The following is a 14,837-nucleotide window of genomic DNA, read 5'->3' as shown; positions in this document are numbered from 1 at the left end:
CCGACCACCCGGCCCTGAGGCGTCCTCCACGACGCCTCAGGGCCATCGGCGTCTTCAGGGCATGCACCGGGTGCTCTCGCGCGCTCCGCGCCTCTCACAGCGCCCGGACGCACACGATCGCCGCACCCGAGAACGGATGCGGCGATCGTGAGCAGAGGGGCGGCGCTCAGGAGTTGGCGTCGAGCAGACCCTGCACTTCCTTCTTCAGGGCGTTGAGGCCCGCCTGCACGTCGACCTGTCCGGCGAGGATGGTCGCGACTCCCCCGCCGATGGCGGCGTCGATCTGCGCGGTCACGGCGACCCGGTCCCAGGCCGCACCGCGCGCGTGCTCGGAGATCTCCGTGCGGAAGGCGGTCTGGAACTTGTCAGCCGCGAGGGCGGGGATCTGGTCCGCGACCGACTTCGCCGCCGGAGCCACCGCCGAGCGCTCGTACAGCGCCGTCGCCGCCTTCACGTTGGTCGCCGCGTAGGTGATGAAGTCGCGGCTGGTGAGCTCGCCCTCGCCCGCACTCGCGAACAGGCCGGAGCCCCAGGCGCGGTTGTAGGACTTGTTCTTCCCCGAGGTCGGGCGCGCGATGGCGCCGATGTTGTCGATGATGTTCTGTGGCGCGCCGTTCGTCTTGACGAAGGTCGAGGCGAGCGGAGCATCGTCGTACAGCGCGGCCCGGCCGCTCGCGAACAGGATGCGGGCGTCGCTCCGGGCGACGTTCGTCTGCGTGAGGCCCTCGTCCTGGAGCGACTTGTACCAGGTCATGGCCTTGACGCTCTCCGCATCGCCGATCGTGCAGGTGAAGTCGTCGGTGACGACCTCGCTGCCGAAGCCCCACATCCAGTGGACGGCATCCTTCAGGTCGGGGTTCTTGGTGACCGCGGCGTACGGGATGAGCGAGGCGTCCTGCGCCTTGATCTTCTCGAGCGCGGTCGCGAACTGCTCGACCGTCATGCCCGACTTGATCCCGACGCTCTTCGCGATCTCGCCGTTCGTGATGATGCCGATGCCGGCGGCCGTCAGCGGCAGCACGAGGAGCTTGCCGTCCATGGTGTACGAATCGAGCACGCCCTGGGGGATGCCGAGCCCCTTCGCGAGGTCCGTCAGGTCGGCGAGCACGTCCATGGGCGTGAGCACCTGCCACCCGCCCGACTGCCCGACGCCCAGGAGCTTGCCGGAGCGGCCGGTGAGAGCGAGCTGGGTGGCCGCCTGGTCGTACGGGTAGATCACGGGGGCGACGGTCGCGCCGGCTTCCTTGGCGAAGCCGTCGAGGATCCCCTGCCAGGCCGGCTTCAGCGCCTCCTCGCCGAGCGAGTTGCCGTAGAAGTTGATGGTCTTGGCCTTGGTGGCCGCATTCGCGGTGCTGCCGGCTCCGGTGCCGGGAGCGGCGGGCGTCGCGCAGCCGGCGAGGGCGAGCGCTCCGAAGGCGGCCAACGCGGTGCCGCCGCCGAGGAAGGCACGACGGCTCAGCTGCGAGTTCGAGATGTTCATGGAGACTGCTCCTTCTTCGGGGTGTGGGGGTCGAGCTGTTCGGCGATGCATCGCTACCCCTTGACGGCTCCGGCCGCGAGACCGGAGACGAAGTAGCGCTGCAGGAGAATGAAGATGAGGACGAGCGGCAGCGAGGTCACGAGGGACGCGGCCATGAGCGCCGGCCAGTCGGCGGTGCCCTCGCGGATGAAGGCCTGGGTGAGACCCGCGGGAAGCGTCTGCTTGTCGGGTCCGGCGAGCGTGAGCGCGAAGAGCAGATCGCTCCAGCCCCGCATGAACGCGAACATCGCCGCCGTGATGAGTCCCGGCACGATGAGCGGGAACACGATGCGGAACATGGTGCCCGTACGGGAGAGCCCGTCGACCTTCGCCGCCTCGAGGATGTCGTCCGGAAGACCGTCGATGATGCCCTTCAGCAGGAACACCGCGAGCGGCAGGGTGAACGTCGTGAACGAGATGATCAGGGCGGTGTACGTGTACAGCAGTCCGGCCGAGCTCAGCATCAGATACAGCGAGATGAGCAGGAGGGCACCGGGGATCAGCTGCCCGATCAGGAACATGAACATGATCGCGTTGCGTCCGCGGTAGCGGAACTTCGACAGCGAGTACGCCATGAGCCCGCCGACCAGGACCGCGAGCACCGCGGTGCCGGTCGAGACGATGACGCTGTTCAGGAGGTTCTTCAGCAGGGCGTCGTTCTGGAAGAAGCCGATGAAGTTCTCGAACGTGGGATCGACCGGGAAGAACGGCCGATCCAGCGCGAAGACGTCTTCCTTCTTCGTGAACGCGGTCGCCGTGAGCCAGTAGATCGGCAGCAGCCCGAACAGGGCGAGCAGCAGGAGCAGGACGCGCCCGGGGATGGACAGGTGGGGGCGGATGATCGACTCACCGATGTCGCGGGAACGGCGCATCACTTCTCCAGTCGTCGGTTGAGGAGCAGGTAGCCGCTCGAGATGATGGCGAGGAGCACGAGCCAGAGGGCGCCCATCGCGGAGGCCTTCCCGAGCTCGTAGCTGCCGAAGGCCAGGTGGTAGAGGCTGACCGCGAGCGTCGTTGTCGAGTTACCGGGGCCGCCCCCGGTCATGACGAAGATCGTGTCGAAGTTGCCGAAGTTGTAGATGAACTCGAGGACCGCGACGAGGGTGACCGGGCCGGCGATGTGCGGCAGGGAGATGTACCGGAAGCGCTGCGCACGTGTCGCACCGTCGATCGTGGCCGCCTCGATCTGCTCGCTCGGCAGCGTCTGGAGCACGGCGAGTGCGACGACCATGATCCAGGGGAACGAGTGCCAGGTCTTGGCGATGACCACCGCGGCCATCGCACCGACCGGGTTGCCGAGCATGCTGACCTCCGGCATCCCGAGGATCGCGAGCACGTGGTTGACGACGCCGTAGCTGTCGTTGAAGATCCACGCCCAGAGGAAGGAGACGACGACGCCGGGGAGCAGCCACGGCAGCATCAGGGCGCCGCGCAGGATGTTCCGCCCGCGCAGGCGTGCATTGAGCAGCAATGCGAGGGCGACGCCGAGCACGAGCGGGAAGACGGTGGACAGCGAGGCGAAGACCAGCGTCGTGCCGAGGCGGGCGAAGAACTCGTCCCAGATCGCGGCGTAGTTGCCCAGCCCCACGAATGTGCGCTCCGGGCGCAGCAGGGACTGATCGTAGAGGCTGGTGCCGATGCTCGACACGAGGGGGAAGATCGCGATCACGAGGAACAGGAGGACCGCGGGAAGTGCGATCATGAAACCGAAGGTGCGGTCCTTCGCGCCCAGCGTGGAGCGCCGCCCGGAACGTGGCTCGGCCTGCTCGCTCTTCGCGGGCCGCTCGAGGATGGCTTGTTGCATTGCAGTCGCTTTCCAGTAGGGACGACCCCGGACGGGGCCCTGCGCGTCGTCGTCACAGTCGTCGACGTCGACGTGCCGCCAGTCAACCACATTGCGGATGCGAAATCCACAAAATGCATAAGACACCCACATTTGTGTTGCTCGCCGCCATTTCTCTCATTAGGATGACTGGCAGCGGTGACGAGCCGCAGCGTCGCAGAGCGGCGACCGTATGGAGGAGGAGTCACGATGGCATCGGAATCGGTGGGCGGCACCCAGACCGTCGAACGGGCGATGTCCTTGCTCGCCTGCTTCACCGAGGAGTCGGGTGAACTGAGGGTCTCGGAGCTGTGCACTCTCACCGGACTCGGCCAGTCCACGGTCTCGCGCATGATGTCCGCCCTCGATCGAATGAAGTTCGTGATCCAGGACGGCCGCACGGGCCTCTACCGCCTCGGACCCGCGGCGGTCTCGCTCGGCACGATCGCCCTGAACGGGTCGCCGATCTTCCGCGCATCGCGGCAGATCGCGCAGAACCTCGCCCGGAAGATCGAGATCGGCGTGAACGTCGCCGAGCTCAGCGGCTTCTCCTTCACCTACCTCTGCAACTTCGAGGGCGCGCTCGCCCCCAAGTCGTTCGCCATGGCCGGTCGCACCGGGCCCCTGCACGCCACGGGCCTCGGCAAGGCGCTGCTCTCCGGAATGGCCGCCGACAAGGTGGACGAGTACTTCGCGCAGTCGCCCCAGCGATTCACCCCGCACACCATCGTCGACCGCGATGCCATGCAGGTCGCGCTCGACGAGACCCGCAGCCGGGGTTACGCGACCGAGATCGAAGAGCTCGCCTTCGGCCGCGCCTGCATCGCGGCTCCGATCCACAACCGCGCGGGAGAGATCGTCGCCGGACTCTCCGCCAGCGGCCCGCTCTCGGTGCTCGATCTGCACGCCCCGCATCAGGAGCTGGCGCTGCAGCTGATCGAAGCCGCTGACGAGATCTCCGTCGGCCTCGGCTACAGCCCCTCCCGTACCGTCACGGCGTTCGCGACGCTCTGAGCCGCCGCCGCGGCGGAACGCGGTGCCCCGATCCCCCTGCCGCGGCACACGCCGCCGGCTTCTCGACCATCGATGTCTTTGGAGACCCCTGTGAGAATCACGCGCGTCCAGACCTTCCCGCTCTACCTCTCCAAGGAGGATGCGAACAACTCCTATGCCGGCGACACCGGCGTGGAGCACCGCGGCTACGTCATCCGACCGCCCTGGCGCAGCCTCTACTCCCCCGGGTACGAGACGCTGCTGGTCAAGATCGAGACCGACGACGGCCTCGTCGGCTGGGGCGAGGCGCTGGCGCCCGTCGCTCCCGTCGTCGCCGCCGCCATCGTCGACAACCTGCTCACCCCGCTCATCCTCGGAGAGGACCCGCGCTCGGTGCGCACCCTGTGGCACCGCATGTCGGAGTCGATGCGCGAGCGCGGGCACCTCACGGGCCACCAGGCCGACGCCATGGCCGCCGTCGACATCGCGCTCTGGGACCTCTGGGGCCACGCGACCGGGCTCTCGGTGTCCGAACTCGCGGGAGGACGCTTCCACGAGGTCCTGCCTGCCTACGTGTCGGGCATCCGCGGCGTCGATGACGTCGAGCGCGCCGAGAAGGCCGCCGAGCTGGTCGAGGGCGGAGTACGACGGATCAAGCTGCACCTCGGCGTCGACATCCGCACCGATCTCGCGACCTTCGACGCGATCCGCGCCGTGCATCCCGATCTCGACCTCGCACTCGACGCGCACTGGACCTACCGCCTCGGCGAGGCGCGCGCGCTCGGTCGGGAGCTGGATGACCGGAAGGCCTGGTTCTTCGAAGCGCCTCTCGCGCCCGAGGACGTCGAGGGGCACCGGGATCTCGCCGTCGCGCTCGCCACGCCGATCGCCGTCGGCGAGGCCATGCGCAGCCGCTTCGAGTTCACGGACTGGCTCGCCCGCCGTGCGCTCGGCGTCGCCCAGCCCGACATCGGTCGCACGGGCATCACGGAGGGACTCGCGATCACCGCGGTCGCCGATGCCTTCCATGTGCCGGTGGCGCCGCACCACTCCGCGGCCTTCGGCATCGCGATGGCCGCGGGCGTGCACGTCGCGGCGAGCGCCGCCTCCCTGCTCGCGTTCGAGTACCAGCCGTTCACCCTGCCGGTCGCCAACCGTCTGCTCACGAGTCCGCTCGAGGTGCGCCCCGACGGCGGATTCCTCGTCCCGACCGGCCCCGGTCTGGGCGTGACGGTCGATGAAGCGGCCATCCAGGAGTACGTGCGGCACTGAGTGCGCCGCACCGCCCTCGACGACAGACGGGTGGGTGGGCCGGAGTCTCCTCTCCGGCCCACCCACCCGTTCCTCGTCAGTCCCCGACGCGGACGAACTGCGCGGCACTGACCCGATGGATGCTGGTGTTCCGGACTTCGAGCCGCACCACTCCCGTCGCGCCCGCGTCGTACCGGAACGTGCCCAGGGAGCGCCAGGCCGCGGCGCCCTGGGTCTGATCCACGATGACCTCCGAGCTGCCGCCCTGATGCTCGACCACGTAGGCCGCCGACGTCGTGGTCGTCGGATTCGTGGGGTACCAGACCGAGACGCGATAGAGCCCCGCCTGCGGAAGGGCCACGTTCCAGGTGACCGTGCTGCCCACCGAGTCGGTGTCGCTGTACCGCGTCCTGGTGCCGTTCCACCCGGAGAGACCGCTCGGGTACCACGTGCCGGTCTCCAGGTAGCCGGGCCAGGGCGACTGGGTGTGCGCGATCACACCTTCATCGGCCACGCGCACCAGCACGCCGCGGCGCAGGTTCTGATCGAGCCTCGCCTCGAAGCGGGTGGACGATCCCGGAGCGATGCCCGATCCGGCCGTGACGCTCCAGGTGTGCGTCAGGTCGGACCGCGGCGGCACCGTGACGACCGCATCCCGCTGCCCGATGCTCCACCCCGAGGTCCCGTACAGCGAGAGCGTGCCCTGCATCGGAGTCACCCCGGTGTTGATGACGAGGGCGGTCAGTTGGACGACCGCGCCCGGGCCGCTGATGATCTCGGTGTCGGTCGACAGCGACACCAGGCGCCGGCGGTCGATGACCTCTATCGTCGCCGGACGGAGCGTCACGGGATCCTCGCCGGCGATCGACAGCGTCGCCGCGACCTTCACCTCGCCGAGGGGGGCGGCCGCGGCGATGACGGATGCCGACTCGATCCGCGCCGCGCTCTGCGCCGGGACCGTGATCGCGGGTACGGCGCCGTCGAGCTGCCAGCCGCTCGGCAGCGTCACGGCGACATCGCCGGTGATCGGGTCGTCGGTCGCGTTCCGCACCTCGATCGTGAGCGGCACCCGGTCGCCGGCGGTCCCGGTCGCCTGGGCGATCACGTCTCCCGCCACCCCCGGGTTGGCCCCGGTGATGCGCGCCGGGAGCCGGAGCGTGACCTCCTCCGTCGTGGCACCGCCGGCGGTGATCGTGTAGCGGAAGGTGTCCTCGATGTCGTCGACGCCGATGGTCCACTCGTAGGGGAATTCCTTCGCCGGAGCCTGCTGCGCCGGCTCGCCGCCGATCCGGTAGGACAGGGTCGCCGTCTGCTCGGTGTCGATCTGCACGTAGGCGTCGTATCCTGCCCCGCCCGGACGCACCAGCAGCACACCTCTCGCGACGCCGTACTCGGTGGCGGGATCCGCGTCGACCTCGTGGAAGCTGTCGGAGCCATGATCGACGATGTCGTCGGACGGCAGTGCGGGTCTCTGCACGGCGAGGGTCCGCACCACGAGGGCGACGAGTCCGCGAGCGGGCACGGTGACGGCGATCTGCCCTCGACGGGCCGCGCGGTTCGAACGGCTCCCGTCCGCGGCGACGACCTCGACCGGGAGCGCCGCGGCGCGATGTGCACCGGTCAGATCGGTGACGAGATCGACGACGACCTGCTGCTCGGTCCCCGCCGAGTTGGTGAGACTGATGTAGAGCGAGTCGTTGCCGACCCCGGCGATCCAGTTGATCAGCGGGTTGTCGAGCGAGATCAGCCCCGCGGGGAAGTACGGCCAGACGCCGGCCTCGCCGAAGAACGTGCCGGGGGCGTGACCGTAGGCGAAGAACTTGAAGTAGGCGAAGTCCGCCTCGAACACGTGCGGGAAGTCGATGCTGCCCCCGCTCCGATAGAAGCTCTCGCTGATCAGGTAGTCCATCGCGAGGCCGAGCTGGGCGGGCGCGTGATGGAAGTAGTACCCGGTGATCCCCACCGGACCGCTCGTGGCGAAGTCCGGCTTCATGTGCGCCACCTGGAACTGGCGGCCGTAGTAGCCGGGATACGTGGTGAATCGGCCGATCACCATGTTGTGCGCCACGTCGGCCAGCAGCGCGTCGCCGGTGTGATGCGCCAACCGCAGGAGTGCGCCGGCCCAGCAGGGATTGAACACGTAGCCGCCGCCGGGGTCCGTCAGCGCGCTGACCCCGAGCTTGAACGAGGAGAGCGCCTCGAACGTGAGACCGGAGGGCGAGACGTACCAGGCCGGCACGGTCTCCGTGGCGACGTCGGTGGTGGGATACGACGGCAGCGAGCTGCGCGTCTCCCAGTCGTACTGCTGGGTGATGACGTGCCCCTCGGGGACGGTGACCGTCTGATCGGGCACCGGACGGACCGCCGTCTGCGTGATGAATCGCTGCACCTCCCGATAGGCGCCGTCGAGGAACTCGGCCTCCCCTGTCGCCTCGAACATCTCGAGAAGATCGACCCAGTATCGGGAGAAGCTGTAGGCGAACCCGCCGGGCGGCTGGCCGTTGCCGCGATACGGCGTGAGGATCTGCTCCTGCACGTAGCGTCGGGCGATCAGGGTCGCCTCCGCCAGATAGGCGGGATCACCCGTCGCCCGGTACGTCGCCAGCGCATTCGAGAAGGGCGCACGACTCTGACCGACGACACCGGCCTTGGCGGCCTGCAGTGCGAGGCGCTGGATCCCCGCGTTGCGGCCGTGCGTGAGCTGATACAGAGACGTGAGGTTCACGGCATCCGTGGGGATCCTGCCGATCCGGTACTGCGTCTTGTCGTTGTAGACCGGGCTGCCGATGACCGGCGAGTGCCCGATGCCCTTCCGCGAGAGCTGGTACTCGATGAGCGGGCGCGCGCGGCGGTCGTAGAGCGTGCTGTCCGCCGTTCCGGTCAGGTAGTGGGCGGCGAGCACGACGCCGCTGGCGGCCGCGCGCACGGCATCCTCGTTCTCCACGTCGACGAACCCCTTGGCCCGGTTCCACCAGCCGGAGAACGACGGGATGTAGTCGACCGAGTCGTCGCCGTCCGGCTCCACGGCGATCAGCGCCGCCATCGCGTGCACGGCATCCGTCAGCGAACGGTCGTAGACGTTCTGCCGGTAGGCGGCGAGGCCGTATTCACTCCGGCACAGGTGCGTGTACGTGGCGTAGAGCGTGTCGGCGCGGGCGGCGATCCCGAAGGCGAAGCCGCGCTGCTCCCCGACCGCCATGACCGTGCGGAGCCCGGGCTGCGGCGAGTACATGCAGGGCACGATGTCGAGGCTGTCGCTGCGCAGGCTCATCCCGTACGGCTGCCGATCCGACATGAGCTGGCGCTCGTGCACGAACTCGGCAACCTCGGCGGGCAGATACACCCCCGAGGTGACCGCGACGTCGCCGACGGCGTACTGCGTCAGGGCCATCGGGGCGAAGAGCTCCCATGCCCCGAGCGGGGCCGATCCGTCCAGCACCGAGAGCGCGTGCTGGTAGGAGCCGCACAGCACCTCGGCGAGATCGTCGAGGGACTTCGCGTCCTGGCTCTGATATCCGACGATGTAGTCGCCGGCGGTCTTGGCCGTCAGCACGTGATGAGCCTCCGGATACTCGCCCTCGAGCCGCCAGCGCACGACGAGGTCGACATCGTCGGTGCTCGTGGACAGCTCGATCGCCTGGGGGCCGAGCACCTGGAACGAGGTGAACCCGAGCCAGCTCGGAGCCAGCGGACCGTAGAGCTCCGGCGCGCTCCCGGACGGCAGAGTTCCCTCGAACACGACCCACTGCTCGTCGAAGCGATGCTCGGGATCGGTGAGAGGCAGCCACCCGCCGTCGTATCTCACCTCGAGGTCGCGGACGATCGTCGCTCCGCCGTCCCAGGTGGCCTGGAAGAACGTCATCCGGTGGTTCGCACCCTCCAGCTGCGCGACCTGGGCGAACGCGAGGTTCGGCTTGTCCAGTCGGCGCAGCGCGTCAGGATACGCGCCGCCGACCGTCGTGATCTCCGTGGCCGCCGCCGATGCGATTCCGGGATGCGCGCCGATCACCGGCGGGAGGACACCGGCGATCACGAGCATCCGCAGCACGGTTCGCCGGCTCCACAGCAGGGAATCGTCATCGGCTCCTGCATTAGATATTGAATCCATGATGCACATACTGCAATCCCTATGCGATCATGTCAATGACGACCCGGCCTGCCGTTGCAGCGGCCGGGTGCGCGCGACGGCGGTAACGTCGACAGCGCACACCCCCGGAAAGGACCACCCGCGGTGAACCACGACCACCCCGAGGAGCTGACGGAGTACGCCCTGAGCGCGCTCCTGACGCCCCTCGCTCCCCCCGTCGATCCGCCGGACTTCGATGAGTTCTGGCGGGCGACGTTCGACGACTTCGGATCGGGCGCGGTCTGCTGGGAGGTCGTCGACGAGGGCGAGCCCACCGAGACGCACCGGGTCCTGGAGATCCGCTTCCGATCGTCGGCCGACGAGCAGGCCGCCGCATACGTGATGGTGCCGCGCAGCGAGGAGCGGATCCGGCGCGGTCTCGTGGTCGGACACGGCTACGGAGGGCGCACTGCCCCGGATGCCGACCGCGTGCCCGCGGACACGGCCGCGATCCTCCCCTGCGCTCCCGGTACGCACGCCGGAACCCCGAGCCGCTTTCCCGCTGACCCGTCCGCGCACGTGCTGGCGGGCATCGCGCAGCGAGACACCTACTCGCATCGGTTCGCCGCGGCCGACATCTGGCGCGCGGCGACCGTGCTGCTCGACATGGTTCCCGCGGCGGGTGCAGCCCTCGACTTCAGCGGCGGCAGCTTCGGCGGCGGGATCGGCGCGATGGCCCTCCCCTGGGATCGGCGTTTCCGCCGAGCGGTGCTCGACGTGCCGAGCTTCGGCAACCACGCCGTCCGTCTCACGCGGCGGTGCACGGGCAGCGGCGAGGCGGTGCGTCAGCACCTGCCGCAGCACCCCGAGGCGCGGGCTGTCCTCGACTACTACGACGCGGCGATCGCGGCACGGCGACTCCGGATCCCCGTGCACGTCAGCGCGGCGGTGCTCGACCCCGCGGTCGACCCGCGAGGCCAGTTCGCGGTCTATCACGCGCTCACCGGGCCGAAGCGCCTGAGCGTCAGGGCCAACGGCCACCTCGATGGACCGAGCGGGGCGAAGTCGGATGCTCTCGCGCTGCAGGACGGCATCGACTTCCTCGCGCTCCCCGACGACCGTCTGGCATGAGCATGCCCGCCGGGCTCCTCTCAGGGAACGCATAGCGGACTCCATAGAAATCTCATAGGAGATTCCGCAGAATGGGATCATGACCAGCGACCTGCCCGACCTCCGCCGTCCGGACGGCTCCCCTCTCCGCATCCTCGCCGTCGACGACGAGCAGATGCTCACCGACCTGCTCGCGATGGCACTGCGCATGGAGGGGTGGGAGGTGCGCACCGCGTCGTCCGGCATGGAGGCCCTCCAGGTCGCGCGCGAGTTCGAACCCGATGCCCTCGTTCTCGACATCATGATGCCCGACCTCGACGGGATGGCCGTGCTCCGACGCCTCCGTGAGTCCGGAAGCCTGGTGCCGGTGCTCTTCCTCACCGCCAAGGATGCCGTGGGCGACCGGGTCGCCGGCCTGACCGCGGGTGGCGACGACTACGTCACCAAGCCGTTCAGCCTGGAGGAGGTCATCGCGCGCCTGCGGGCGATCATCCGCCGCACCGGTCACGCGACCGCGGACGACGGACAGTCGATCCTGCGCGTCGCCGACCTCACGCTCAACGAGGACAGCCACGAGGTGGCCCGCGACGGCGTCGAGATCGACCTGACGGCCACCGAGTTCGAGCTGCTCCGCTACCTCATGCGCAACGAGCGGCGCGTGCTGTCGAAGGCGCAGATCCTCGATCGCGTGTGGAGCTACGACTTCGGGGGCAAGTCGTCCGTCGTCGAGCTGTACATCTCGTACCTGCGCAAGAAGATCGACGCCGGGCGCACGCCCCTGTTGCACACCGTCCGCGGCGTGGGCTACATGATCAAGGCCCCGCAGTGAGCGGTGCGACGATGACGCCGCGTCCGATGAGCCTCCAGACACGGCTGATGACCGCCGTGATCGGGTTCGTGTCGCTGATCCTCGTCATCGTCGCCATCATCACCAGCGCGACCCTGGGAAGAACGCTGGAGGATCAGCTCGACCAGAAGCTGTACGGCAATGCCCGGGCGCTCGCGTCGCTCGTCGCGCAGTTCCCGCCGAATCTCGCCACCGTCGAGAACGTCCTCGAGAGACCTGTCTCCCAGGTGCCGCCAGGGCTCCTCTTCGCCGTCTCGAACCAGGTCACCGGCACGAGCGGCGTCATCTTCTCGAGTGTCGAGGGGGATCTCAGCGGCGACACGGAGAGCCTCACGGACGCGCAGCTGTCGCAGGTCGCCAAGGCACTCGACGGCAATCACGTCGCGAACGTCACGATCGACGGCATCGGCTCTTATCGGGTGGCCATCACGTCGACGGCCGACAATGTCGCCGTCGTGGCCGGGCTCCCCCGGGACGACATCCAGAATCAGCTCGCGACGCTGCTCACCGTGATCGCCCTGGCCACTCTCGGCGGCCTCATCCTGCTGGCCCTGACCACCGCGATCACGATCCGGGTCAGTCTGCGCCCGCTCCGCGCTGTCGCATCCACGGCGACCCGGGTGGCGAACCAGCAGCTGGACCGCGGCGAGGTCATCATCACCGAGCGCGTCCCGGCATCCGAGGCCGATCCGCGCACCGAGACGGGTCTCGTCGGCGCCGCCCTCAACAAGCTCCTCGACCACGTGAACACGTCGCTCGCCGCGCGGCAGAAGAACGAGGAGCAGATGCGGCGCTTCGTCGCCGACGCCAGCCACGAGCTGCGCACACCTCTCGCCTCGATCCGCGGTTACTCGGAACTGTCCCTGCGCGCCTTGCGCCAGGGCGGCGGAGCCGGTTCGCTCGACGCCGTCGAGAGCACGACGTCGTCGTTGGAGCGCATCCAGGCGCAGTCGCTGAGGATGACGCGGCTGGTCGAGGACCTGCTGCTGCTCGCCCGACTCGACGAGGGACGCGAACTCGTCTACGGCACGGTGGATCTGACGCAGCTCGCTCTCGAAGGGCTCTCGGATGCACGCCCGACCGCCGTCGACCACCACTGGGTCATCGACGTGCCCGACGAGCCCGTCACGATCGTCGGCGACGCCGGGCGGATGCACCAGGTCGTGGCGAATCTGCTGGCGAATGCGCGGACGCACACGCCGGCCGGCACCACGATCACGCTCAGCGTCGGCCAGGAGGGTCAGGATGCCGTCCTGCGCGTCCACGACGACGGACCCGGCATCGATCCCGCCCTCCGGGATGAGCTGTTCGCCCGCTTCGCTCGTGGCGACACGTCCCGGGCACGGCAGACGGGCGGCACCGGTCTCGGCCTCGCGATCGTGAAGGCGATCGTCGACGGCCATGGCGGCACCATCACTGCGGCCAGCGAACCCGGCGACACGACCTTCACGGTGCGCCTCCCGATCACCCCGGCAGCGGCCACCGAGTCCGAGGACTGATTCGTCGCCCGGGAGGCCGGCACACCTGTCGGGAGTTTTCACGGATGCCGGGGCGAAACGCGTGATTCGCCCCGGCATCCGTCCGATCTCCCGACATCTGGACCAGCCCAGGCGCCTCGACGAGGCATCCGGATCAACGCGCTCAGTACCCGGCGAACGCGTCGGTCGTGAGGTTCCGGGCCTTCTGCAGCGCGGGCGCGAGATCGGCGATCAGCCGGGGCGGGCCGGAGATGAACGCGTGTCGCGTCCCGATGTCCTCGACCGCGCGTTCGAGCGTGTCGGCGTCGAGCCGGGCACCCTGCCCCCACGTCCAATGCGCGGGCAGGTCGGAGGGCTCGTCCCGCGTGAAGACCACGGTGCGCACGCCGGTCGCCGCGAGCTCGTCGCGGAACGCGAGCTCGCCGGACTCGGATGCCACGTACACCAGCACGACGTCGCGATGCTGCCCCGTCGCCTGCAGCTGGCGCAGCTGGGAGACGAACGGCGTGACGCCGATGCCGGCGGCCACCATGAGGATCGGCGCGTCGCCTCGAGGGAGGATGAAGTCCCCCCACGTGCCGGTGACGGCCAGCGTCGTGCCCGGCGCGGCCTCGGCGAGCGCGCGCTTGTAGCTGGACGGATGCTTCTGATCGCCGTTCTTGTAGGCGATGCGCAGCGTCGGCAGGTCCGCCGGCGCCGACACGATGCTGAACTCCCGTCGGGTTCCGCGGGCGTCCGGCCGGTGATGCGGCACATCGAGCTCGAGATACTGGCCGGGGAGGAACTTCACCTTCCCCTTGGCGCGGAACGTCAGCTCCTGGGCCGTCGGCGTGACGAACTCGCGACGCTCGAGCACCAGCCGCACGGACCCGCGCAGCGCGAAGGCGAAGGCCACCAGGTTCCCGATCAGCAGCGCACGCTCCTGGCCGAGGGTGAAGAGCCCGGCGACCGAGAGCGGCCATCCCGCGAGCAGTCCGACCACCGCAGCCACCACGAACTGCTGGCGACGGCGCGGAGGAAGGGTCAGCGGCTCCGAGACCATGAACGCTCCGAGGAACAGGAACGGGGACTGCAGCACCGCGAACTGGAGCGCCGTCACGAAGTCGAAGGCGATGTCGAACTGCTGCGCCTGCACGGCCTGCCGCACGATCGACACGGCGACCGCGACGACGAGGAAGACCAGCACGACCCGCACCTTCTCGGTGCGCCAGAGCACGGCGAGGCCGAGCACCGCGACCGGGATCGCCATCGACGGCGTGCCGATCCACCAGGACGACGAGGTGCCGAGCCACTCGAACGCACCGAAGGCTCCCAGGATCGAGACGACGGCCGCACCGAACGCGGCGGGGTTGAGGATGTGTCGCCCGCGCCACGCGATCAGGTACTTCGACAGGCTGGCCAGCGCACCGGCGAGCGCCAGCCCGACCAGCGACGCCGGCTCCAGGCCGGGCCGGAGCACGAAGAGGAGGATCAGCGCCGTGACCAGCGACGACTCGATTCGCCAGGGCAGGCGGAGGATGCGCTGCGCGGCGGCATCGACGACGGAGATCACGACCGCGAGCACCAGGAACGAGGCCACCAGCTCCAGCGGCGTCGGCGAGACGATCACGCCGAGCAGCGACAGCACGAGCGCGATGGCGGCGAGCGCCGCGAGTGCGAAGAGCACGAGGCGATACATCGAAAGCGAGCCGAGGACGGCGAGGACCCGTTGACGTGCGGCGGCGAGAGACGTGATCACTGTTCCACTCTTC

At 69.2% G+C, this 14,837-nt stretch carries 10 protein-coding genes; 5 read left to right on the top strand and 5 right to left on the bottom strand.

Going from position 1 to position 14,837, the window contains the following annotated elements; translation table 11 throughout:
• Positions 1-166: 166 nt before the first annotated feature.
• The 3 genes from ABD648_RS19540 to ABD648_RS19530 are packed head-to-tail and all read right to left on the bottom strand — an operon-like array spanning position 167 to position 3,323.
• The gene (locus ABD648_RS19540; protein WP_282216593.1) at positions 167-1,480 is read right to left on the bottom strand and encodes an ABC transporter substrate-binding protein; all 1,314 of its coding nucleotides are present in this window, start codon (positions 1,478-1,480) and stop codon (positions 167-169) included.
• Positions 1,481-1,533: 53 nt separating this feature from the next.
• The gene (locus ABD648_RS19535) at positions 1,534-2,391 is read right to left on the bottom strand and encodes a carbohydrate ABC transporter permease (protein WP_282216592.1); all 858 of its coding nucleotides are present in this window, start codon (positions 2,389-2,391) and stop codon (positions 1,534-1,536) included.
• Entirely contained in the window at positions 2,391-3,323 is a 933-nt protein-coding gene (locus ABD648_RS19530) for a carbohydrate ABC transporter permease (RefSeq protein WP_282216591.1), read from the bottom strand. Before ABD648_RS19530 ends, ABD648_RS19535 begins: the two co-directional genes overlap by 1 nt.
• A gap of 228 nt (positions 3,324-3,551) precedes the next feature.
• Between ABD648_RS19530 and ABD648_RS19525 the strand changes: the two genes are divergently transcribed.
• Both ABD648_RS19525 and ABD648_RS19520 read left to right on the top strand, forming a co-directional pair.
• The gene (locus ABD648_RS19525; RefSeq protein ID WP_282216590.1) at positions 3,552-4,355 is read left to right on the top strand and encodes an IclR family transcriptional regulator; all 804 of its coding nucleotides are present in this window, start codon (positions 3,552-3,554) and stop codon (positions 4,353-4,355) included.
• Positions 4,356-4,445: 90 nt separating this feature from the next.
• Positions 4,446-5,606, top strand: a complete 1,161-nt coding sequence (locus ABD648_RS19520) for a mandelate racemase/muconate lactonizing enzyme family protein (protein WP_282216589.1) — start codon at positions 4,446-4,448, stop codon at positions 5,604-5,606.
• A 76-nt stretch (positions 5,607-5,682) separates the two neighbouring features.
• Here the strand turns inward: ABD648_RS19520 and ABD648_RS19515 are convergent, their stop codons facing one another.
• Complete coding sequence (locus tag ABD648_RS19515; protein ID WP_282216588.1) at positions 5,683-9,702, bottom strand: golvesin C-terminal-like domain-containing protein; 4,020 nt, start codon at positions 9,700-9,702, stop codon at positions 5,683-5,685.
• A 114-nt stretch (positions 9,703-9,816) separates the two neighbouring features.
• Here ABD648_RS19515 and ABD648_RS19510 point away from each other — a divergent pair, with 114 nt between their 5' ends.
• From ABD648_RS19510 to ABD648_RS19500, 3 genes are all read left to right on the top strand, one after another.
• Positions 9,817-10,782, top strand: coding sequence for an acetylxylan esterase (locus ABD648_RS19510; RefSeq protein WP_282216587.1), 966 nt, complete (start codon positions 9,817-9,819; stop codon positions 10,780-10,782).
• A gap of 79 nt (positions 10,783-10,861) precedes the next feature.
• Positions 10,862-11,590, top strand: a complete 729-nt coding sequence (locus ABD648_RS19505; RefSeq protein WP_136055585.1) for a response regulator transcription factor — start codon at positions 10,862-10,864, stop codon at positions 11,588-11,590.
• 47 nt (positions 11,591-11,637) lie between these two features.
• Positions 11,638-13,107 (top strand): sensor histidine kinase, encoded by a 1,470-nt coding sequence (locus ABD648_RS19500; RefSeq protein WP_344709919.1) that lies wholly within the window; start codon positions 11,638-11,640, stop codon positions 13,105-13,107.
• Between the two features lie 142 nt (positions 13,108-13,249).
• Here ABD648_RS19500 and ABD648_RS19495 read toward each other — a convergent pair whose 3' ends face one another.
• Positions 13,250-14,824 carry an FAD-dependent oxidoreductase gene (locus ABD648_RS19495; protein ID WP_282216585.1) on the bottom strand — a complete coding sequence of 525 codons (1,575 nt, stop codon included), beginning with the start codon at positions 14,822-14,824 and terminating at the stop codon, positions 13,250-13,252.
• Between the last annotated feature and the right edge of the window lie 13 nt (positions 14,825-14,837).

The organism is Microbacterium luteolum (genome assembly GCF_039533965.1).
GTDB lineage: Bacteria > Actinomycetota > Actinomycetes > Actinomycetales > Microbacteriaceae > Microbacterium > Microbacterium luteolum.
This window is presented reverse-complemented; position numbering and strand designations above follow the sequence as displayed.